At 30.9% G+C, this 21,207-nt stretch carries 22 protein-coding genes; 16 read left to right on the top strand and 6 right to left on the bottom strand.

Annotated elements, in window-relative coordinates:
• Nucleotides 1–249: 249 nt before the first annotated feature.
• A complete protein-coding gene (locus LQ615_RS11230) occupies nt 250–1,197 on the bottom strand; it encodes a cation diffusion facilitator family transporter (RefSeq protein ID WP_064205086.1) in 948 nt (315 codons plus the stop codon).
• 21 nt (nt 1,198–1,218) lie between these two features.
• Nucleotides 1,219–1,518, bottom strand: a complete 300-nt coding sequence (locus LQ615_RS11225) for an ArsR/SmtB family transcription factor (RefSeq protein ID WP_082892515.1) — start codon at nt 1,516–1,518, stop codon at nt 1,219–1,221.
• A 136-nt stretch (nt 1,519–1,654) separates the two neighbouring features.
• Here LQ615_RS11225 and LQ615_RS11220 point away from each other — a divergent pair, with 136 nt between their 5' ends.
• The 5 genes from LQ615_RS11220 (at nt 1,655) to LQ615_RS11200 (ending at nt 6,353) form a co-directional block, all read left to right on the top strand.
• A complete protein-coding gene (locus LQ615_RS11220) occupies nt 1,655–1,969 on the top strand; it encodes a CHY zinc finger protein (RefSeq protein ID WP_016998484.1) in 315 nt (104 codons plus the stop codon).
• Between the two features lie 111 nt (nt 1,970–2,080).
• Nucleotides 2,081–2,578: a hypothetical protein gene (locus LQ615_RS11215; protein WP_016998483.1), complete on the top strand. Its 498-nt coding sequence runs from the start codon at nt 2,081–2,083 to the stop codon at nt 2,576–2,578.
• A 74-nt stretch (nt 2,579–2,652) separates the two neighbouring features.
• On the top strand, nt 2,653–4,089 hold the full coding sequence (locus LQ615_RS11210) for an MDR family MFS transporter (protein ID WP_016998482.1): 1,437 nt from the start codon (nt 2,653–2,655) through the stop codon (nt 4,087–4,089).
• A gap of 117 nt (nt 4,090–4,206) precedes the next feature.
• Nucleotides 4,207–5,271 carry a YkvI family membrane protein gene (locus tag LQ615_RS11205; protein WP_016998481.1) on the top strand — a complete coding sequence of 355 codons (1,065 nt, stop codon included), beginning with the start codon at nt 4,207–4,209 and terminating at the stop codon, nt 5,269–5,271.
• Nucleotides 5,272–5,318: 47 nt separating this feature from the next.
• Nucleotides 5,319–6,353: an alpha/beta hydrolase gene (locus LQ615_RS11200; protein ID WP_064211413.1), complete on the top strand. Its 1,035-nt coding sequence runs from the start codon at nt 5,319–5,321 to the stop codon at nt 6,351–6,353.
• A gap of 61 nt (nt 6,354–6,414) precedes the next feature.
• Here LQ615_RS11200 and LQ615_RS11195 read toward each other — a convergent pair whose 3' ends face one another.
• Complete coding sequence (locus LQ615_RS11195) at nt 6,415–6,918, bottom strand: GNAT family N-acetyltransferase (protein ID WP_016998479.1); 504 nt, start codon at nt 6,916–6,918, stop codon at nt 6,415–6,417.
• Nucleotides 6,919–7,038: 120 nt separating this feature from the next.
• Here LQ615_RS11195 and LQ615_RS11190 point away from each other — a divergent pair, with 120 nt between their 5' ends.
• From LQ615_RS11190 to LQ615_RS11160, 7 genes are all read left to right on the top strand, one after another.
• Nucleotides 7,039–7,962, top strand: coding sequence for an NAD-dependent epimerase/dehydratase family protein (locus LQ615_RS11190; protein ID WP_016998478.1), 924 nt, complete (start codon nt 7,039–7,041; stop codon nt 7,960–7,962).
• A gap of 9 nt (nt 7,963–7,971) precedes the next feature.
• Complete coding sequence (locus LQ615_RS11185; RefSeq protein WP_016998477.1) at nt 7,972–8,655, top strand: response regulator transcription factor; 684 nt, start codon at nt 7,972–7,974, stop codon at nt 8,653–8,655.
• Nucleotide 8,656: 1 nt separating this feature from the next.
• Nucleotides 8,657–9,664 (top strand): sensor histidine kinase, encoded by a 1,008-nt coding sequence (locus tag LQ615_RS11180; RefSeq protein WP_016998476.1) that lies wholly within the window; start codon nt 8,657–8,659, stop codon nt 9,662–9,664.
• A 104-nt stretch (nt 9,665–9,768) separates the two neighbouring features.
• Entirely contained in the window at nt 9,769–10,530 is a 762-nt protein-coding gene (locus tag LQ615_RS11175; protein ID WP_016998475.1) for an ABC transporter ATP-binding protein, read from the top strand.
• Nucleotides 10,520–12,451, top strand: coding sequence for an ABC transporter permease (locus LQ615_RS11170; protein ID WP_239704133.1), 1,932 nt, complete (start codon nt 10,520–10,522; stop codon nt 12,449–12,451). Before LQ615_RS11175 ends, LQ615_RS11170 begins: the two co-directional genes overlap by 11 nt.
• Before the next feature lie 198 nt (nt 12,452–12,649).
• The gene (locus tag LQ615_RS11165) at nt 12,650–13,267 is read left to right on the top strand and encodes a DUF47 domain-containing protein (RefSeq protein WP_016998473.1); all 618 of its coding nucleotides are present in this window, start codon (nt 12,650–12,652) and stop codon (nt 13,265–13,267) included.
• A gap of 12 nt (nt 13,268–13,279) precedes the next feature.
• Nucleotides 13,280–14,278, top strand: a complete 999-nt coding sequence (locus LQ615_RS11160; protein WP_064205079.1) for an inorganic phosphate transporter — start codon at nt 13,280–13,282, stop codon at nt 14,276–14,278.
• Between the two features lie 233 nt (nt 14,279–14,511).
• Here the strand turns inward: LQ615_RS11160 and LQ615_RS11155 are convergent, their stop codons facing one another.
• Nucleotides 14,512–15,318: a LysM peptidoglycan-binding domain-containing protein gene (locus tag LQ615_RS11155; RefSeq protein ID WP_016998918.1), complete on the bottom strand. Its 807-nt coding sequence runs from the start codon at nt 15,316–15,318 to the stop codon at nt 14,512–14,514.
• Between the two features lie 325 nt (nt 15,319–15,643).
• On the opposite strand from LQ615_RS11155, the gene LQ615_RS11150 reads away from it, so the two are divergent.
• The 3 genes from LQ615_RS11150 to LQ615_RS11140 all read left to right on the top strand — a co-directional run bounded on the left by LQ615_RS11150 (nt 15,644) and on the right by LQ615_RS11140 (nt 17,699).
• Nucleotides 15,644–16,291, top strand: coding sequence for a Bax inhibitor-1/YccA family protein (locus LQ615_RS11150; protein WP_135031185.1), 648 nt, complete (start codon nt 15,644–15,646; stop codon nt 16,289–16,291).
• A 197-nt stretch (nt 16,292–16,488) separates the two neighbouring features.
• A complete protein-coding gene (locus tag LQ615_RS11145; protein ID WP_016998920.1) occupies nt 16,489–17,202 on the top strand; it encodes a YebC/PmpR family DNA-binding transcriptional regulator in 714 nt (237 codons plus the stop codon).
• A gap of 14 nt (nt 17,203–17,216) precedes the next feature.
• Nucleotides 17,217–17,699 (top strand): cupin domain-containing protein, encoded by a 483-nt coding sequence (locus LQ615_RS11140; protein ID WP_016998921.1) that lies wholly within the window; start codon nt 17,217–17,219, stop codon nt 17,697–17,699.
• Between the two features lie 130 nt (nt 17,700–17,829).
• Here LQ615_RS11140 and LQ615_RS11135 read toward each other — a convergent pair whose 3' ends face one another.
• Complete coding sequence (locus LQ615_RS11135) at nt 17,830–18,939, bottom strand: 5-methyltetrahydropteroyltriglutamate--homocysteine S-methyltransferase (protein ID WP_218707232.1); 1,110 nt, start codon at nt 18,937–18,939, stop codon at nt 17,830–17,832.
• 129 nt (nt 18,940–19,068) lie between these two features.
• On the opposite strand from LQ615_RS11135, the gene LQ615_RS11130 reads away from it, so the two are divergent.
• Complete coding sequence (locus LQ615_RS11130) at nt 19,069–20,592, top strand: phospholipase D-like domain-containing protein (protein WP_239713585.1); 1,524 nt, start codon at nt 19,069–19,071, stop codon at nt 20,590–20,592.
• Between the two features lie 55 nt (nt 20,593–20,647).
• On the opposite strand, the gene LQ615_RS11125 is transcribed toward LQ615_RS11130, so the two are convergent.
• Nucleotides 20,648–21,199: a TetR/AcrR family transcriptional regulator gene (locus tag LQ615_RS11125; RefSeq protein ID WP_016998924.1), complete on the bottom strand. Its 552-nt coding sequence runs from the start codon at nt 21,197–21,199 to the stop codon at nt 20,648–20,650.
• Nucleotides 21,200–21,207: the final 8 nt, after the last annotated feature.

Raw genomic sequence — 21,207 nt, 5'->3', positions numbered from 1 at the left:
CTCCATATAATTTATACCTCTGGTATTTTTCACTTAATAATCTACGATTTGTATTCAATGACAACATTTTTATAACGTTTAAGAAGCTATAACCTTGTTCATATAAATCAAAAGCTTCTAATAAAGTATTAATATCTATTTTAATATTTCTAGTCATAATAAAACTCCCTGCTAAGTTTTCACTATTTAAGTGTTTACTTAACAGGGAGCATATCAGATACTTAAAGGGAAGGCTTTATAATATTTAATTTAATGCACATGTTCAGTTGTTTCCATACAACATAATAATGAATCGTCATGTTGATGATTTGGTGTTTCTAACTGTATTGTCGCATGATGAATAGATTTATGACTTAATTTGTGATTGATTTCTTCTATTATATTGTCACATTCTGAGACAGTTTTTTGACTATCTACAACAGCATGACAACTTAAAGCTGTTAAGTCACTTGTTATTGACCAGATGTGTAAATCATGTATATCTATAATGTCAGGATGTGATTTAATAGTTTCGGTTATTTCGTTAACATCGATGTTTGGCGGCGTACCTTCCATTAACACGTTGAGTGCTGATTTTGTAACCCCATAGCCACTCTTAATAATAAGAAGTGCCACAATAACACTTGCGATTGGATCGGCTAATCTCCAACCAAATATAATCATAATTAAAGCTGCTGCAATTGCACCGACAGACCCTAATAAATCACCGAGTACATGTATAAAAGCGCCTCTCATATTTAAATTATCTTTCGTGTCAGAGCCTTTAAACATTAACCAAGCTATGAATAAGTTCACTATTAAACCTATTGTACTGATTATAAGCATCCCAGTTGATGCCACTTCAGGAGGATTGAAAAATCTTTCAAAAGCTTCGTAAAAAATATATAAACTAATGGCGATTAAAAGTACACCATTAATTAATGCAGCTAGTATTTCAAACCTGCGATACCCGTAAGTTTTCTTATGATTTGCAACGCGTTCGCCAAATTTAAACGCCATAAGTGCTATAAATAGTGAAATAGCATCACTTAACATATGACCAGCATCTGATAACAGAGCTAAACTATTTGTAATATAACCACCAATTACCTCTACTATCATAAATAAACCAATAATAATAAACGAAATGAGCAATATTTTTTTGTTATTAGTATGCACATGGTTATGTGCATGATCGTGGTGATGATCGTGTGACATAAATTTTACCCCCAAATATATTTAATGTTTAGCATGCTCTATAGCTTGCTTTAGCAGTAAAATCACATGGTCATCATCTATAGAATAATAAATACTTTTTCCTTCGCGATCGAATTTAACCAGTCTTAAATTTTTTAAAAATCTAAGTTGGTGAGAAACAGAAGACTGACTTAAAGAAAGTGTTTCTGCTATACAGCCTACAGAATGACGACCAGTACATAGTAAATGCAATATTTTTACGCGAGTTGGATCGCTCAATGCTTTGAATGTTTGAGAAACTAATAATAATGTTTCTTCATCTAATAAATTAGATTGTGTCATAGTGTACTCCTTTTCATATGAATATGTGTTCATATATAAATATATAACATAAAACATTAAAAGTCAAAGCGTATAAAATTGACAAAGTATACTTTATTATGAGAAGTTTTAAATATTATAAATTGAGGAGGTACACATGGTTAACATACACGGTTTAACTGTTGACGATGAGTCGAGATGTACACATTACCATACGCCACTTGATATCATAGCAATAAAATTTAAATGTTGTAATAAGTTTTATTCATGTTATAAATGTCATAATGAAAATGAAAATCATGAAATAATAAGATGGGAAAAAGATGAATTTGATGAACAAGCAATTTTATGCGGTGTCTGTAATCAAACAATGTCCATTAATGATTATATGTTAAGTGAGGTATGTCCGCACTGTTCTGCAAGATTTAATCATAGATGCAAATATCACCATCATATTTATTTTAAAATTTAAAATATACCAGTTTTTGAAAGTATTTATAATAAAAACGTGTTATAATATTTTTAACCATAAAATTGAGAGTTAACTTCGATAGATGTTGCATAGAGAGAAGGAGGACATTGAATGAAAGATTTGATTAAAGGTCATATATTAAGTGGCGAATTTGATACTGCATATAGATTGATGTCCGAAGTGGATTTCTTAGAATTTGAAGAACACTTTATTTCAGCAGCTCATGAAGATGAAAGTACAATGTTTTATACTTTTATACTCGATTGCATAAAAAGAGAAGAAACGAATGAATTACACGATTTAGCATTTCTTCTACATGTATATCCATATAGTGATCATGAAGGTGCTTTCCATACAGCTTATTATCACGCAGAGCGTTCTATGATTCTTACAGAACATAAGGAAGTGAAGAGTTTGTTACAGATGCTTTTATTACACGCTATTCCTGAACCTTTGCTGACTGATAAACAAGCTTTTGACTTAAGTAAACAAATTTTAAAATTAGATCCAGAAAATAAAGTAGCAAGAAACATAATGAAAGAAACTGCTAAGCGTATGGATCAAGTTGTAGTTGATTTTTCTCAACTGTCTAAATTCAATAACGCTTAAACCTAGTCAATTGACTAGGTTTATTTTTTATGGCATCATAGGAAAGTTAAAAAAATAAAAATTAGGAGAAAGACATGGATAATAAATTTAAGAGAAGAATCATAATGATAGTGTTTCTAGTGGGAACATTTTTTATGATTTTAAATGAAACACTTTTGAATATAGCATTAAAAGAGCTAATGTCTGTATTTAATGTAGATGCACCAACTGTGCAATGGATGGCAACTGGTTTCATGTTGGTAATGGGTGTGTTAACGCCGTTATCAGCAATCGTTAACCAGTGGTTCCCCACAAGAAAACTATTTTTAGGGTTAGTTGTTATATTCTCAATTGGAACATTAATTGCGGGATTGGCATTGAATTTTCCAATGTTATTAGTCGGAAGAATGGTTCAAGCTGCAGGTACGGGACTTATGATACCTACTGTTATGAACGCCATGCTGATGCTTTATAAAGAAAGTGAACGCGGGAAGATTATGGGTCAATTTGGTTTAGTTATAATGTTTGCTCCAGCATTAGGACCAACGTTATCGGGAGTTATCGTTGATTACCTAGGTTGGAGATGGTTATTTTTAATTGTTCTTCCATTTATGTTATTTACATTTATATTTGCTTATAAATATTTACAAAATGTAGGAGAGGTTACAAAACCAAAAGTCGATATTGCATCAATTGTAATGTCTACAGTAGGTATTGCTGGTATCATATACAGCGTTTCATCAGTTAGTTCAATTGAAGGTGGTTTTACGAATCCAGCCATCTACATTACATTGATCGTGGGCGCAATTTCAATCGTTTTATTTGTTTTAAGACAATTTAAACTTGAAGAGCCAGTATTGGATTTAAGAGTGTTTAAATATCATAATTATACTAAAGGTGTTATCATATTCGTTGCTGTTATTATGACGATGTTTGCTTCGGAAATTGTAATGCCTATGTATCTACAAGGTCCGATGGGCTTTAGTGCAAAAGTAGCTGGTCTCATTCTATTACCTGGTGCATTATTAAATGGTTTCCTTTCACCGTTTATGGGAGCTATTTTTGATAAAGTTGGGCCAAGAAAACTAGTTGTACCGGGATTACTTTTATTATTAGGTGTGTCTATTTTTTACGCAAACATTCATCCAGGTATATCGGTATGGGTATTTGTACTTGTTTATATTATATTGATGGTCAGTATATCAGCTGTACTTATGCCTGCTAATACTAATGCTTTAAATGCGTTACCTAAAGAAATGTATCCACACGGAACAGCTGTATCTAATATGCTTCAACCAATAGGTGGAGCATTAGGTATTGCAGTATTTGTGAGTATTATGAACGGTGGACAAACTGCAGCTTTAGAAGGCATTAAAAACCCTACAACAGAAGATGTAAACCAAGCGATGACTATTGGATTACATCAGTCTTATTGGTTCGCTATTGTATTATTAGCTTTAGTTGTAATTGTTGGTTTCACAGTTACGAGAGCTAACTATAGCAAAACTTTAGAAAGTAAAAGTGAACAATAAATGTAAAAATATAAAACCTCTTACTTAAGTAAGAGGTTTTCTTAATCTTAATGAATATTTTTAAAAACAGTGGGTATAAGATTATATGTTGATTCAATTAAATGAGGAGGAACATTTGTGTCAAATGTAAAAGAAGCAACTAAAATTGGTTTTGCCTATGTCGGAGTCGTGGTAGGTGCAGGATTTTCTACTGGTCAAGAAGTGATGAAATTCTTCACTCATTATGGCTTATATGGATACATAGGCGTTATTATTTCAGGGATTATGTTGGCCTTCTTTGGTAGACAAGTCGCGAAAATTGGTACGGCGTTAGATGCTGATGACCATAGCTCAACTATTAATTACTTATTCGGAAAATTCGGTGTCGTGATTGATTATGTATTAATCTTTTTCTTATTTGGTATATCCGTCACGATGATTGCTGGCGCAGGCTCTGCATTTGAAGAAAGTTTCAGTGTCCCAACTTGGTTGGGGGCGTTAATAATGTGTATTGTTATATATATAACATTATTATTAGATTTTGATAAAATAGTTAAAGCTTTGGGTGTCGTAACACCATTCTTAATCATTGTCATTCTAATTATTGCAGGCTATTTCTTTGTGAATGGTCATGTAAGCATTAGTGATATAAATTCAACTGTAAAACAACCAAGTTTATTATGGGGGATTTTACAAGGATTTATTTACGGTGGTTTAGCATTTTCAGTAGGATTTAGTACTTTAGTCGCTATAGGTGGCGATGCTGATAAACGACATATTTCAGGTTTAGGTGGAATTATCGGCGGTGTTATTTATTTAGTATTATTAGGTTTAATCAATTCAGGTTTACTATCAGAATACCCAAACATTATCGGAGTAGAAATACCAACTTTAGCCTTAGCTAGAACGATTTCTCCAATAGTTGGTTTAGCATTATCGATTATCATGTTAATGGTAATGTATAACACAATATTAGGGCTAATGTATTCATTTACTGCTAGATTTACAGTGCCTTTTTCTAAACAATATATTGTATTACTTACTATAGCAATGGTAGCAGCTTATGGACTTAGTTTTGTTGGGTTCTCATCACTTATCGATAAATTATATCCAGCTATGGGTGTTATAGGTTTAGTTATCTGTGCGGCTATATTATTTAAGTATATTTTAAGGAAAAAAGACAACAAAAAACATATCGCATAAAATTATTGTATATGTTAAACTATCTTCTTACATGAGGAAGTGAACATATGAAAAGAAAGAAACGACGATTGTTTATTTTAATAGTGGCGATCATCGTTGTTATAAGCGGTTTCTATATCTATAACAAATATCAAGAACATAAACAACGTGAAATGCAGTTGCAAGCTCAAAAGGCAAACCAGTTGCTACTTAATAATAAAAAAGTTCAACTTTCACGTGATGTGGCATATGGGCACGAAGCTCCAAATAGCCAAATGGATATAATAACACCATCCAATATTAAAAAAGGTGAAAAATTACCTGTTATTTTTTGGACGCATGGAGGCGGATTTATAGCTGGCGATAAAAGACATAAAAATCCTTACTTAGCGCAAATTGCAGAGCAAGGATATATTATTGTGAATGTTAATTACGCGTTAGCACCAGCTTCTAGATACCCAACGCCTATACAACAATTAGATCAAGCTACAAAATATACACTCAAAAATAGAAACAAATTTAACATTGATCATAGACAAATCGTATATGGTGGAGACTCAGCCGGTGCACAGATTGCAAGTCAATATGTTGCACTACAAACAAATCCAAAATTACGACAACAAATGGAAATGAAACCAACAGTTAAACGTAAATACCTTAAAGGTGTTATATTATTCGGTGGTTTATATAATATGCAAACTGTTAGAAGTACGGAATTTCCTAGAATTGATTTATTTATGACAAGTTACACAGGCTCTGAAGAATGGGAAAGAAACTTTTCTCAAATTAATCAATTATCTACAGTTGAACAGATTACAGATAATTATCCTCCTACATTTTTAACAGTAGGGGATGCAGATCCATTTGACCCACAAAATAGAGAATTTAACGATGTACTAAAAAAATATAATGTTCAAACAACAACAACATTCTTTGATGGTACACACGGATTACGTCACCAATATCAATTCCATATGAACTTAAAAGAAGCTAAGAAAAATTATAATAATGTAATGATGTTCTTAGGTGCGAACACTAATAAGTCACCATATGAAAATAATACAAAGCGTGAATCTGAAACTGTAGTAAAAAAAGATAAATAAAAACTAACAGGCTAAGACAATTATTTGTCTTAGCCTGTTAGTTTTATATAGGTGGATGATTTTATAAAAGTTTAGCCATTACAAATTCATCATAATATTTTTCATTAAAATACAAAGTATCTTTTTTTCTACCTTCATTTTTAAAACCAAACTTCTCATATAAGCGGTAGGCGGGTTCATTTTCTGTAACAACTGTTAGCTCTAAACGATGGAGCTGTCTTTCTATCGCCCAAGACTCAGATTTTTGTAGTAATTTATAGCCGATTCCTTTATTTCTAAATGTTGGTAATAGACCCATTGCTAATTTTGCAGAATGTTGGTTTCTATGTGTACGACCGCCTTGAATAGTAACATAACCGATTAAGACATCATTTAGTTCAGCAACGATTATAGTAGAATTACTTGTAGTAATCATCTCTTCTAAAAATAATGTTTGGTTTTGTATAGAAATTTGATGTTCACCAGGATTGAACAAAAGATATTCTGACTGGTTAATAACGCTATCTAATAATTTGTTGAAATTTTCAACGTCATTTATTCTAATTTCTCGAATGATTTCCTCCATAAAATATCTCCTATTTCTATTTATTATTTATAATCAGTGTTATATTTAGGGTAATTAAAGTTTAAAGTTATAATCAGTATAACATATGTGTAAAGACCGTTAATAAAGGAGTGTTTCAACATGAAACCGAATGTATTAATCTCTGGTGGTTCAGGATATATAGGTAAACATTTAATTCATACTTTAAAAGATATAGGCAATTTATATGCTATTACAAAATATGAAGAAGATATGACTGAAGAAGATGTGTTATGGAGAAAATGCGATATTTTTGTTTTGAAAGATATGATAGAAGCATTAAAAGATATAGATATTGCAATATATTATTTAGATCCAAATAAAAAATCTGCAAAATTAACTCAAAGTAATGCAAGAAATTTAAACATTATAGCTAGCGATAATATGGCAAGAGCATGTAAAGCAAATAATGTTAAACAAATCATATATATTACAGGCTCTCCTTTTGATCAAGAAACAATTCAAACTTTAAAATCATACGGTACAGAAGTTATCGAAACAGAACAATCTATTAAACGACCTGCTGTTTCTATTGAATTGCAAAGGTCGAAATATGATGATGTTAGAAGTGTACATCGTATGCCATTACCGTATTCATGGAATTTAGAACAAGGTATGGAATACTATTTTGAATGGTTAGAAGAAACAAGTGGCACGCTTGTAAGGATTAAACATTACAAAGATACTTATTATATTTATTTTAAGCATAGTAATAAACCATTATTACAATTACAAAGAGAACGTCATGATATTGGTGATGATATAATACAATTTAAAGTAGTAGGCGGCACACTAGCTGTAAATATGTACGAAGATAATGGCATTTTAGAATTTAGACGTTTTAAAGAAACGAATGAATTTATGGTTCATTTATTTAATTATATACCTAGAATTCCTTGGGGGATTTATTATTTATCTCAAGCACCTATTCATAATGTTACATTAAAAGGATTTGAGATTGATTGTAGAATTAAAGATTTTCAATTACGTTCAGAGGCAGGAGAATCAAAAAAATATACTAAGTAGAGGGATAGAATGGAATTATTAATTATAGAAGATGATGAAACACTATTTAAAGCGATGCAAACTCAACTTGAGAAATGGGGTTGGTCTGTTCATGGTATTAATGATTTCAGTTTAGTATTTGAAGAGTATCAAAAAATAGAACCAGAAATGGTTATTATTGATATTCAATTACCTAAATATGATGGATTTTACTGGTGTCGGATGATTAGGCAACAATCTAATGTGCCGATAATATTTTTATCTTCTAGAGACCATCCTATGGACCAAGTCATGAGTATGGAACTAGGTGCAGATGATTTTATACAAAAGCCATTCCACACAGAAGTACTCGTTGCAAAATTACAGGCAATATATAGAAGGGTCTATCAGTATAATAAAGAAGAACCTCGTGTGAAATTATGGAATAAAGCTCGTGTAGATTATGGTAAGCATGTTATAGAAAAAAATGATATTGAAATATCACTTACTAAAAATGAAATGTTTATATTAGAAATTTTACTTAATCATAAAAATGAAATCGTAACAAGAGATACAATTATTACCGCATTGTGGGATGATGAGCAATTTGTTAGTGATAATACTTTAACAGTAAATGTTAATAGACTTAGAAAAAAATTAACGGACATTGGTTTAAATGATTTAATTGAAACAAAAGTAGGCAAGGGTTATATTGCCCACGAGCCGGAGGGATAGGATGCTTAGACAGTTTTTAAAAGAAAGATGGCCGTGGATAATATTTTTTATAGCTATGCAAATTGTGATTCTCATCACTTCTTGGCTTGATGTAGCGATATCTGTAAAAAGTGCTCAATATTTAATATGCGTTAATCTTATTTTATTTGTTATCTTTTTGTTATTAATCTATTCAAGAGAAACAAGGTTTTATCATGCTTTAAAGTCGAATATGTCTCTAAAAGAAATGGAACATAAAGACTTACAACATTCTGCTTATGAAAAAATTATATTTAACTATATTGAAGATTATGAAGAAACGAGTCGTTCAACTATTCATAAACAGAATAAAGAACTTAAGCAAACTAAAAATGATTTATTAGAATGGATTCATGAAGTGAAGACACCTATCACTGCTATGAAATTATTGTTAGATCAAATAGAAGACACAAAGTTAAAGCAAGATTTATTGTATGAGTGGAGTCGTATCGATTACTTACTCGATCAACAATTATACATTAGAAGATTAACTTCTAAATCTAATGACTTTTACTTTGGACACTTTAATCTGAAAAATATGGTCATAAAAGAAATTCAGCATGGTAGAAATATAAGCATTGCCAAAGGTGTCGGTTACGATATAAAAATAGATAATACAGAAGTCTATACTGACGAAAAATGGTGCCGTACCATCTTGAGACAAATTATAAGTAATGCTTTAAAATACACTGAAAATAGTGATATATTGATTAAATCTGGAGAACAACACGGTCAAACTTATTTAGTAATAGAAGATAAAGGTAGAGGTATAAAAGCAAGAGATTTACCAAGAATTTTTGAAAGAGGTTTTACTTCTACAACGAATCAAAGGGAATCAACTGCGACGGGCATGGGATTATATCTTGTGAAAGAAATAGCTGAAGGACTAAGTATAAAAGTGAATGTCAAATCAACATACGGCGAAGGTACAAAAGTCCTTCTCATTTTCCCTAATCCGAATATGTTTACAACAATTGAACTTGCAAAGTGACAATAATGTCACTTTGCAAGTTCAAATTGTATCATGAATCGTAGGATTTAGAAGCGGTAAACGATTAATATTAAACCATAAACAAATTTAAAGGAGTTTTGAAAATGAGCATATTAAAAACCGAACAACTAGTAAAAGTTTATGGTTCTAAAAATAATCAACAAGAAGTTTTAAAACAAATAGATATGTCAGTAGAAAAAGGCGAATTTATTAGCATAATGGGACCTTCTGGTTCTGGTAAAACAACGTTACTTAACGTATTAAGTTCTATCGATTACGCAACTAGTGGACAAATTGAAATCAATGGAAATCAACTACAAAATATGAATAACAGACAGATGTCGAACTTTAGAAAAAAAGAATTAGGTTTTATTTTCCAAGAGTACAATTTATTAAATACGTTAACTGTTCAAGAAAATATTATGTTGCCATTAACAATTCAAAAAATCTCTAAAAAAGAAGCATATAAAAGATACGAAGAAGTTAGTAAAGTATTAGGTATTTTAGATATCCAAAACAAATATCCTAATGAAATCTCAGGTGGTCAAAAGCAAAGAACTTCTGCAGCAAGAGCTTTTATAGCACAACCATCTATAATATTTGCTGATGAACCGACAGGTGCATTAGATTCTAAATCAGCTTCAGATTTACTTAATAAGTTGGATCAACTTAATCAAACAACTGGTGCAACAATCGTAATGGTTACACATGATTCGGTAGCTGCAAGTTATTCTAATCGTGTTATTTTCTTAAAAGATGGTAAAGTTTATTCTGAACTTTATAAAGGAGACGATGATAGAGAAACATTCTATAAAGAAATCATCAAAACACAAAGTGTGTTAGGTGGTGTCGTAAATGAGCTTTAATCAAATCGTCATTAAAAACTTACGACGTAGTATCCAGCATTATAGTATGTATGTTTTTTCAATTACGATGAGCGTCATGTTATTCTTTGGATTTGTAACTTTAAAGTATTCAGATGATTTAAAAGGCTTACAATCTGGCGTTAAGCCAGACGCAGGTATTAAAATTGGTATAACATTATTAACTGTTATTATTGTGATTTTCTTATTATATGCAAACCAATTATTTATAAAAAGAAGATCAAGAGAAATGGGATTATATCAATTAATAGGTATGACTAAACGTGAAGTATTTAAAACATTCGCTTTAGAAAATCTAGTGTTATTTGCACTTACAGTTATTTCAGGTACTATTTTAGGATTTTTCTCATCAAAAATTTTACTTATGATACTTTATAAAATAATTGGAGTAAATCAAGAAGCACATTTAGATTTTAGTATACAAGCACTTTTACAAACTGTAATATTAATGATTGTTATTTACATTATTATATCTATACAAAACTATATTTTCATTAAACGAAAAACAATTTTAACTTTAATGAATGAACATCATGCAACGGACACTAAAATTAAAAAAATAAAACTATACGAGCTTATATTCGGTGCAATAGGTATCATTATGATTATCAGTGGTTATTATTTATCAAGTGTTTTATTTGATAATTCTAAGGGTATGATCGATTTATATACAAGAATGTTAACTATACTTTTCTTAACAATAGTAGGTGCTTACTTACTATTTAGATGTTCTATATCTTTAATATTCAATACGATACGTAAGTATAAAAGAGGAATGTTAACTGTTACAGATGTTGTATCAACTTCATCTATTATGCATAAAATGAAAACAAATGCTTTATCTCTTACAATTATCGCAATTGTTTCAGCTTTAGCAGTAGGGCTCTTATCTTTAAGTTACATTTCATATTATAATGCAGCAGAAACTGCTCGTGATACATCACCAGATGACTATATCTTCATTAAAGAAGACAAAGCGAAACAATTTAAAGAAGAACTTAAGAACGAAGGTATTCCATATAAAGTTCATGATTTCCATGTGACGTTCTATAAGTTAGATGATTCAAAAGTATTTAAAGCTAGAAATGATATGGAAGGTCAACAATCTAATTCTCCGACTGTTGTTGCAAAAGCTTCAGATTTTAAAGATATAAATTTAAAAAATGATGAAGTTGCAATAGTTGGTTATAGTGATATGTTAGATAAAGTTGTAACAGTAGATGATAAAGAGCCAATTGTTTATAAGGTAAATAATGAAACGAAAAAATTAAAAGTTAAATCAATTAATAATGATAAATATTTAGCAAGTATAGTTTCATTTAATAGTCCTGTTAATGTTGTTTCAGATGATACATTCAATGAAATGAAAAAGAATGAAGCTAAAAATGATAGTTATAATGATCAATATGGTATTAATTTAAAAAATAAACAAGATATTAAAAAAGCTGAAAGTATATTCGCTAAGGTAGCAAAAGATGAAAATGGCGGTGCTTTATCTTACAATGAAATATATGAAAATTCTAAAAGCACATTAGGTTTAATGTTATTCGTGCTAGGATTCTTAGGGATAGCTTTCTTACTATCAACGGGTTGTATCATATATATTAAACAAATTGATGAAACTGAAGATGAAACTTCAAATTACAAGATTTTAAGAAAGCTTGGTTATACTTCAAGAGATATGTCACGTGGTATAGCATTGAAAATTAGTTTTAACTTTGCATTACCACTTATTATCGGTTTGTGTCATGGTTATTTTGCTGCTAAATCAGGTTGGTTCTTTATGGGAGAATCATTCTACACACCAGTATTAATTGTTATGTCACTATACTCTTTAATATATGTTCTCTTTGGAGTACTTGCTTATATACATTCTAAACGTGTTATACAACGCGCGTTATAAAGGTTTTCAAGACTAATGCTTGCCATTAGTCTTTTTTTATGTTATAAAAAATCAATGTAAACATTGTATTTTCAGAAAGTTTACAAAGAACTTAAAAATTTAAAAATACATTAATAAATAGTGGTTTAATTCAATTTGAAAGAGTACAATGGAAGAGTAATTACGTATATTATGATGTATATTTTGGGAGGATTATTAATGTTTAATAAGAAAAAGGATAAGTTTGGTATACAGCTAGAAGCTATAGCTGAGAATTTAAGCCGCGCATCTGTTGAATTTGGAGAAATGGATTTTGACTCTGACTTCGATTTGAAAGCTTATTCAGATAAGATAAAAGCCTATGAATCAAATGGTGATGATTTAATGCACCAAATGATTACAGATTTAAATCAAACTTTCATCACACCAATTGAAAGAGAAGATATTCTTGAACTTTGTGATGCATTGGATGATGTTTTAGATGAAATGGAAGAAACATCAGCAATGTTTGAAATGTACTCTATCAGTTATTCTGATGACTACATGGCAGAATTCGTTAAGAACATTCAAGCAGCAGTAAAAGAAATTGCAATTGCTGTGTCACTTGTAGCAGAGAAGAAATTCTCACATATTCGCGTTCACTCAATTAACATTAAAGAATATGAAACTAACTGTGATGGTATTTTAAGACAATCTATTAAATACATTTTCAACAGTGAAACAGACCCTGTAACATTAATAAAAATAAAAGATATTTACGAATCATTAGAAGATGTAGCAGATAAATGTCAATTAGTAGCAAACAAACTTGAACAAATCATTATGAAAAATAGCTAAGGAGTTTAAAAAATGGATAGTTTACTCATTCTAACCGTAGCTATTGTTGTATGTGCGTTACTTTTTGACTTTATTAATGGTTTCCATGATACAGCCAATGCTATCGCAACAGCAGTATCTACAAAGGCACTTAAACCAAGACATGCCATATTATTAGCAGCAGTAATGAATTTTATCGGAGCTTTAATGGCGACAGGTGTTGCCCAAACAATTGCAAAAGATATCGTTGACCCATTCAAATTAGAAAATGGTTCGATTGTTATTTTAGCAGCATTGCTTTCAGCAATAGCATGGAATCTGATCACTTGGTACTTTGGTATTCCAAGTTCGTCTTCACATGCTCTAATTGGATCTATCGCTGGAGCTGCAATCGGTTCGGCAGGGTTCGGCGTATTACATTACCAAGGATTTTCTAAAATTATATTAGCATTAATTGCTTCTCCAATTCTTGCTTTTATTGTCGGGTTTACGATGTATTCCATTTTTAAAGTTGTATTTAAAAATAATAACTTAACAAGAACAAATAGAAACTTTAGATTTATTCAAATTGGTACAGCAGCTTTACAAGCTTTCTCACACGGTACAAACGATGCTCAAAAAGCAATGGGTATTATTACTATGGCGCTAATTTCAGCTAATCTACAATCTACAACTGATATAGAATTGTGGGTTAAAGTAAGTTGTGCTACCGCAATGGGACTTGGAACAGCAGTAGGTGGTTGGAAAATCATTAAAACTGTTGGTGGTAACATTATGAAAATTCGTCCGGCAAATGGTGTTGCAGCAGACTTATCATCAGCATTTGTCATTTTTGGTGCGACGTTTATTCATTTACCAGTATCAACAACACATGTTGTATCTTCATCAATTTTAGGTGTAGGTTCTTCTCAACGCGTTAAAGGTGTTAAATGGACTACAGCTCAGAGAATGATTATTACATGGATTATTACATTACCAGTATCAATAATACTATCGTTTATTATTTATCATATTTGCGTACTATTTGTATAAAAATAGGAAAGCACACTTTCAATTGTAACTTGAAAGTGTGCTTTTTAATTTAAATTAAAAAAGGGATGGGACAGAAATCTCATTTTAATAAATAGATTTCGTAGTCCCACCCCGGCAAGGATGACTAGGGTTGGAAAAAGCTTGATATAAGCGCATTTTCAATCCAGTCAGCTACTGCCATTATAATAAAAGAGGCTGAGACATGTATTTATGCCCCAGCCTCTTTCAATATATTAATGAATATAAGAATAGTTGTAAACTTCAGATGCAGGGATTGTTCTATAGTCTGTTACACCCGGTGGTGTATTGTAATTTGTTTCAGATACAAGTAGACTACCATCTGCATTAATAGATTCTACATATGAAACATGACCATATTGACCAGCACTTGATTGCATAATTGAACCAACAGCTGGTGTATTATCTACACGGAAACCGTCTGCTTGTGCAGCGCCAGCCCAATATTTTGCGTCTCCCCAGTATGTGCTAATTGCACTACCAGCTTGACCTCTGCGGTCAAAGACATAATATGTGCATTGTCCCCAGTCGTATAAGTTTTGGTCATTAAATGTTTGGTTACCGCCTGTTTGAGAAGGTGGTGTATTGTCAGAAGGTGCAGTTGTATCACTACCACTACCACCTGCAATTTTTAAAGTTTGACCAGGATAGATAATATAACCTTGTAAATTATTTGATTTCATAAGTTGGTCAACTGAAACACCATGTTTTTGGGCGATTACTTCTAAAGAATCACCATTTTTAACTGTGTATGTAGAACCTGAAGTTGCTGTTTCTTGTGAACCACTTCCTCCAGCTGAACTACTTCCGTTTACAGTAATGACTTGTCCAGGAAAAATCATATTCCCTGAAATGTTGTTACTTGATTTCAGTTGATCTACTGACACACCATATTGATCTGCAATAGCCCACAATGACTCACCATTTTTGACAGTGTGTTGTGTAGAAGCTTCAGCATCGTTATGAGCGGCGATTGCTGCAACACCTGAAACTGCTGTTACCGCGAATGCAAATTTTTTCAAAGGCTTATCCTCCTTGTTATCTCGATATTATGTTATAAAGCATAAAGCTAATAGCTAATATATAAATCCCTCGATAGATAAATAGTAACAAAAATAAAAACCTGTGTACTGTATGTAATCATCTTGTAATAAAAACACAATAATATTAAATATTGTTTTGAAAAATATTTATATGCATAGTCACTGTGATGGTGGGGTATATATGTAATATGGTAATATATGGTTGTTGATTGAATATTACAAATTTGAATCAATCAACTCGTTTGATATGTTAAGGTCTAACATGTAAAATATGGATAATACTTTATAAAAGGAATGATAAAAATTGAGTTATGAACATAACTACGGTACATATCAAGAAATAGAATCACGAGGTTCATCAATTCGAAAAACTTGGTTGTATTTTTTATACTATTGGGTAATTTTTGGAATTGGTACATATTTAGGTCAGTTTGTGCCACCAGCATTATATCTACCTATAACAATAGGCTTATTCGCTATGATAATGATTTCTTTATTTACAAAATCATCTAGAAAATTTGGAGGATTAATATCAAATCTATTCGCATTTTTAATTGGTATATTATCTTATACATCGTTTATGTATTACCTAGGAACATTAGGTACTCAAGCATTTTATGGTAATATCGCGTTAGCTATAGGAGCCTTTGCTGCTTTTGGTGTGCTAGGTTACTTCATGATTGATAATGCCGCGGGATTAGGAAAATATTTATTTGTTACATTAGTAGCTTTAGTTATTGCTAGTTTTATTGGTATATTTTTAAATAATCCTATATTCCATACAATTATTTCAGTTATTGGAATTGGTTTATTCTTATTATATACAGTGTACGATTTCAATCGAATGAAAAGAGGTCAATTTTCACCGAGAGAAATGGGATTTAACTTATTTATAAACTTACTTAACATCATCATGCATATACTTAGATTAGCGAGTATTTTGAGAGATTAAATAATTAGACTGAGACAAAATTACTTGTCTCAGTCTATTTTATTATATTGGTTGTATATGGCAAAATTAAAAATTTACTTTTATCAAGATTTTTCAATCTCACTTTTTTTTACATAAAACGGTAAACTTTGCGAGATGAGCGCAATATTGTATAATAAGAATGTTAAAATAACTCACTTTGAAAGAGAGATGGAAATATGGGACGTAAATGGAATAATATTAAGGAAAAAAAAGCCCAAAAAGATAAAAATACGAGTAGAATATACGCGAAATTCGGCCGTGAAATATACATGGCAGCTAGATCAGGTGAGCCAGACCCAGAGGCTAATCAAAATTTAAAATTCGTATTGGAAAAAGCTAAAACGTATTCTGTTCCTAAACATATAGTAGATAGAGCTATTGAAAAAGCAAAAGGCGGTTCAGAAGAAAATTATGATGAATTAAGATACGAAGGCTTTGGTCCAAGTGGTTCAATGCTTATTGTAGATGCATTAACAAACAACGTTAACCGTACAGTAAGTGACGTTAGAGCTGCATTCGGTAAAAATGGTGGAAATATGGGTGTTTCTGGATCAGTAGCATACATGTTTAATAACACAGCAGTATTTGCATTTAAAGGTAAATCTACTGATGAAGTTTTTGAATTATTATTGGAAGAAGATTTAGACGTTAGAGATGTTATTGAAGAAGAAGATTTAACAATTGTTTATGCTGAACCTGATCAATTTGCTCAAGTCCAAACTGTACTAAAAAATAATGGTGTAGAGGACTTCGAAGTTGCTGAATTATCTTGGTTAGCACAATCTGAAGTAACATTATCTGAAGAAGATTTAGAAACGTTTGAAAAATTAGTCGATGCTATTGAAGACTTAGAAGATGTTCAACAAGTTTATCATAACGTTGAATTATAAATGGAGAGATAAAAATGAATCAAGAACAATGGATTGATATGCTAAATTTAGAGCCTCATCCTGAAGGTGGCTATTATAAAGAAATTATTAAATCTAGTCATACTTTGGATGACCAAAATGCGATGTATACGAGTATATATTTTTTATTAGAAAAAGATAACATATCTCATTTTCATCGTATTCAATCAGATGAAGTGTGGTACTATCATGCAGGACAAACATTAACTGTGCACATGATTCATTCCAATGGCGTTTATGAACAAGTAAAAGTAGGGCCTAACATTCAAGATGGTGATGTGTTACAAGCACTTGTACCTAAAAATACAATATTTGCATCAACTGTTGAAGGCGATAATGATTTTGCATTAGTAGGCTGTATGTGTTCACCAGGTTTTCAATTTGAAAAATTCGAATTGTTTACTCAAGAAGAATTGTTAGTAGATTACCCCCAACATGAAGAAGCAATTAAAAAGTATGCATTTGAATCCATTGAATAAAATAGCAAAAAAGGCGAAATATAAATCTCTTACTCAAAATAAATGCTCCCAATCCGTTAATTAAAAATAAAGGATTAGGAGCATTGTTTATATATTGGATTTATAGCTCTAACGGGCTATACTGTTCTTTTTATAGTTCGCCGTATACTTCTTTTGCTGTTTCAACAATATAAGCTAACTTTTTCCATTGTGCTTCTTCTGTTAAGATATTACCTTCTTCAGTTGAAGCAAAGCCACATTGTGGGCTTAAACATAGTTGGTCTTTCGATACATATTCTGTCGCTTCATCAAGACGATTTAGTATATTCTCTTTATCTTCTAATTCACCAGTTTTAGAAGTGAATAATCCTAGAACGATATAAGCATCGTCTCTATCGAAATGTCTTAAAGGTTCAAAGTCTCCTGAACGATTATCATCGTATTCAAGGAAGAAACCTTGTAATTTTTCTGTGAATAGCTCTTTTGCAATTGGCTCATATCCACCACTAATTGCCCATGAAGATTGATAATTCCCTCTACAAATATGAGTAGTAATTAATAGGTCATTTGGTAGATCTCTCAATGAATCATTCACTACTTTAGCGGCTAATTTAATCGCTTCTGCTTTTTCATCTTCTGTACGCTCTCTATTCTTGATAAGTTGTTTTGTTGCTGCTAATCCAGCCCAATAAACATCATCAATTTGTAAGTAACGACAACCTAGTTCATAAAATTTTAAAATAGTTTGACGATAAGCTTCTGATACATCTTTAGCAAAATCATGAATATCAGGATAAATATCGTGGTTTAAAATATTTGGGTGAAATAATTGATTTGGACTTGGAATAGACACTTTACTTACAGCTCTACCGTCAACTTGCTTATGTAAATATTCAAAATGTTCAAAGTGTGGATGATTAGGATTAAATTCAACTTTTTGGACAACTCTTACGTCGTGCTTTTTAGTTTCTACACCATTAAAAGTCAGTCCAATTTCAGGCTCATAATCTTCAATACCTGTTAAATTTTCTAAGAAGTCAAAGTGCCAATAAGCACGTCTGAATTCTCCATCAGTGATACTTTTTAAACCGACATCTAATTGTTTTTCGACTATTTTATTTATTTCTTCATCTTCGACTTTTTTTAATTCGTCTTTAGATAGATTACCTTCAAAATATTTCTCTCTAGCTTCTTTTAAAGGTTCTGTGCGTAATAAACTGCCAACATGGTCGGCACGGAAAGGTCTTAATGCTTCTGTCAATTTACTTCACTCCTATGTATTTTCTCTAAAAATTCTGAAAAATTCAATATTAATAAAAATACCAAAGTAATCCATCGCTGTCAATTATATTTTGATATAATAAAAATATAAGGAGAGGGGGTTATAAATTTGGCAAATAAAAAGAAAACAAATGTGAAGAGTAAAAATAAATTAAAGCAAAGAAAAAAATCTACAAAAAGTAAAAAGAAAAGAAGTAAATTTAAGAAACATTATATTTTATGGAGTTTATATATAATAATATTCACGATTATAGCAGTCAGTATTTATAACGTATTTAAGCCCTTACCTCATGGAGTATCAAAATTAAGTTCAGAGACTAAAACAGATGATGTAGAACTATTAACTGATTTATCATATAAGTCCGGAAATGAAATGCATTACGACCACGAAATATTTGATAAAGTCAATGAAACCATTCAAGAAGCAAATGATTTTATTATAATGGATATGTTTTTATTCAATGGTTATCAAACTGGAGACAAAAAGTATCCACCAATATCAAAACGGATTACAGATTCTTTAATTCAGAAAAAACAAGAGAATCCAAATGTCAGAATCATAATATTAACAGACCCTATCAATACATTTTATGGCTCATACACGCCTGATAATATAAAAGATTTAAAGAATCATAATATAGATGTACGTTACACAAATTTAAGTAAGTTAAGAGATTCTAATCCTATTTATTCAGGTGCATATCGCACATTATTTCAATGGTTTGGTAATAGTGAGAAAGGTAAGTTGCCTAACCCTCTGAGTGGAGAAGCACCAAATGTTACTGTTAGAAGTTATTTAAAGTTATTAAATATGAAAGCCAATCACAGAAAAACACTTGTTACTGAAAATCATGGGATGATACTTTCTAGCAATCCTCACGATCCAAGTGGTTATCATCAAAATGTCGGTGTAAGAGTGTCTGGTCCGATTCAAAAGGCACTCATAAAATCTGAGATTGCTGCTATAAATATGAGCGGTGCTCAATATGACGAATCAGATTTTAAAATCAATCATAATAGTTGGAAAGATAATGCACGTTATACTGTACAATTGGCTACAGAAGGTAAAATTAAAGAAAAGGTCATTAGTAACATTAAGAAAGTGCAATCCAAAGACCGTATTTCAATAGGTATGTTCTATTTATCTGACCGTGATGTTGTTAAAGAACTGATAAAAGCATCTAAAAGAAATGTAGATATTAAAATTATTTTAGACATTAATAAGGAAGCTTTTGGTAAAGAAAAACCAGGCGTGCCTAATAAACCGGTAGCTAGTGAATTAATTAATCGAACAAATAATAATATTAAAGTGAAATGGGCTTTAAGCAATGGGGAACAATTTCATTCTAAATATTTATTGTTTGAACAACATGAAAATAAAGATGCAACGATGATATTAGGTTCATCCAATTTAACTAGAAGAAATATGAATGATTACAATTTGGAAACTGATATTATAATTCAAGGTAAACAGGATGATCCTGCGTTTCAAAAACTATCTACAACATTTAATGATGCATGGATTAATAATGAACATTCATACACTGCACAGTATGATGAATATAAAGATGAATCACTGTGGAAGAAACTATTATATAGAATACAAGAAGAGACTGGTTTATCCAGTTTCTAATATAAATGCTCCTATTTCGTTAATTAAAATTCAAACGAAGTAGGAGCATTAATTTTTATCTGTTTATTCTTAAGATGTTTCTATACATAATATCTGCCATTTTTTCAGGTGAGTCCTGACATCCGTCCCGTAACCAACTATATATAGACGCGATTTGTCCACCAATTGTATATTCAAGAAAGAAGTTGGCATCTTGTAATGTACCGATTTTAGAAATGAGTTTTTCAATTCTGTCTTTTATAAGCTTGATAAAGTTAATGATAAAATCTCGTTCAGGATGTAAAACAAAGACACTGTAGAAAAATTTTTGGTATTTTAAAATATAATAAAAAACATTTGTAAAATACCGTTTTACATATTTTCTCCTATTGGCTGGTTCTTCAATAATAGATAGTTCAATATTATCCATTAAATTTTCGTAATTACTCATGTGATATTTTTGGATTTCATCATATGTATCATATTTATCTTTGAAATGGGCATAAAAAGTTGAACGGTTAATACCACTTTCTGCGCACAACATTTTTATTGTAATTTCGTCAAAGTGATAATCTTCCAATAAATAAACCATATTACTAATAATTAATTGTCTCGCATGTTTTTTCATAATTCACC

The organism is Mammaliicoccus sp. C-M13, assembly GCF_022386845.1.
GTDB lineage: Bacteria > Bacillota > Bacilli > Staphylococcales > Staphylococcaceae > Mammaliicoccus > Mammaliicoccus lentus.
Note: the sequence above shows the minus strand (reverse complement) of the source record. Positions and strands in the feature narration are given on the sequence as shown.

What these genes read in the sequence shown, in the direction of transcription:
- LQ615_RS11215 (WP_016998483.1), top strand. Translation starts at nt 2,081, where the DNA reads ATGAAAGATTTGATTAAAGGTCATATATTAAGTGGCGAATTTGATACT.
- LQ615_RS11195 (WP_016998479.1), bottom strand. Translation starts at nt 6,918, where the DNA reads ATGGAGGAAATCATTCGAGAAATTAGAATAAATGACGTTGAAAATTTC.
- LQ615_RS11210 (WP_016998482.1), top strand. Translation starts at nt 2,653, where the DNA reads ATGGATAATAAATTTAAGAGAAGAATCATAATGATAGTGTTTCTAGTG.
- LQ615_RS11145 (WP_016998920.1), top strand. Translation starts at nt 16,489, where the DNA reads ATGGGACGTAAATGGAATAATATTAAGGAAAAAAAAGCCCAAAAAGAT.
- LQ615_RS11165 (WP_016998473.1), top strand. Translation starts at nt 12,650, where the DNA reads ATGTTTAATAAGAAAAAGGATAAGTTTGGTATACAGCTAGAAGCTATA.
- LQ615_RS11185 (WP_016998477.1), top strand. Translation starts at nt 7,972, where the DNA reads ATGGAATTATTAATTATAGAAGATGATGAAACACTATTTAAAGCGATG.
- LQ615_RS11170 (WP_239704133.1), top strand. Translation starts at nt 10,520, where the DNA reads ATGAGCTTTAATCAAATCGTCATTAAAAACTTACGACGTAGTATCCAG.
- LQ615_RS11160 (WP_064205079.1), top strand. Translation starts at nt 13,280, where the DNA reads ATGGATAGTTTACTCATTCTAACCGTAGCTATTGTTGTATGTGCGTTA.
- LQ615_RS11125 (WP_016998924.1), bottom strand. Translation starts at nt 21,199, where the DNA reads ATGAAAAAACATGCGAGACAATTAATTATTAGTAATATGGTTTATTTA.
- LQ615_RS11140 (WP_016998921.1), top strand. Translation starts at nt 17,217, where the DNA reads ATGAATCAAGAACAATGGATTGATATGCTAAATTTAGAGCCTCATCCT.
- LQ615_RS11190 (WP_016998478.1), top strand. Translation starts at nt 7,039, where the DNA reads ATGAAACCGAATGTATTAATCTCTGGTGGTTCAGGATATATAGGTAAA.
- LQ615_RS11175 (WP_016998475.1), top strand. Translation starts at nt 9,769, where the DNA reads ATGAGCATATTAAAAACCGAACAACTAGTAAAAGTTTATGGTTCTAAA.
- LQ615_RS11200 (WP_064211413.1), top strand. Translation starts at nt 5,319, where the DNA reads ATGAAAAGAAAGAAACGACGATTGTTTATTTTAATAGTGGCGATCATC.
- LQ615_RS11220 (WP_016998484.1), top strand. Translation starts at nt 1,655, where the DNA reads ATGGTTAACATACACGGTTTAACTGTTGACGATGAGTCGAGATGTACA.
- LQ615_RS11230 (WP_064205086.1), bottom strand. Translation starts at nt 1,197, where the DNA reads ATGTCACACGATCATCACCACGATCATGCACATAACCATGTGCATACT.
- LQ615_RS11180 (WP_016998476.1), top strand. Translation starts at nt 8,657, where the DNA reads ATGCTTAGACAGTTTTTAAAAGAAAGATGGCCGTGGATAATATTTTTT.
- LQ615_RS11225 (WP_082892515.1), bottom strand. Translation starts at nt 1,518, where the DNA reads ATGACACAATCTAATTTATTAGATGAAGAAACATTATTATTAGTTTCT.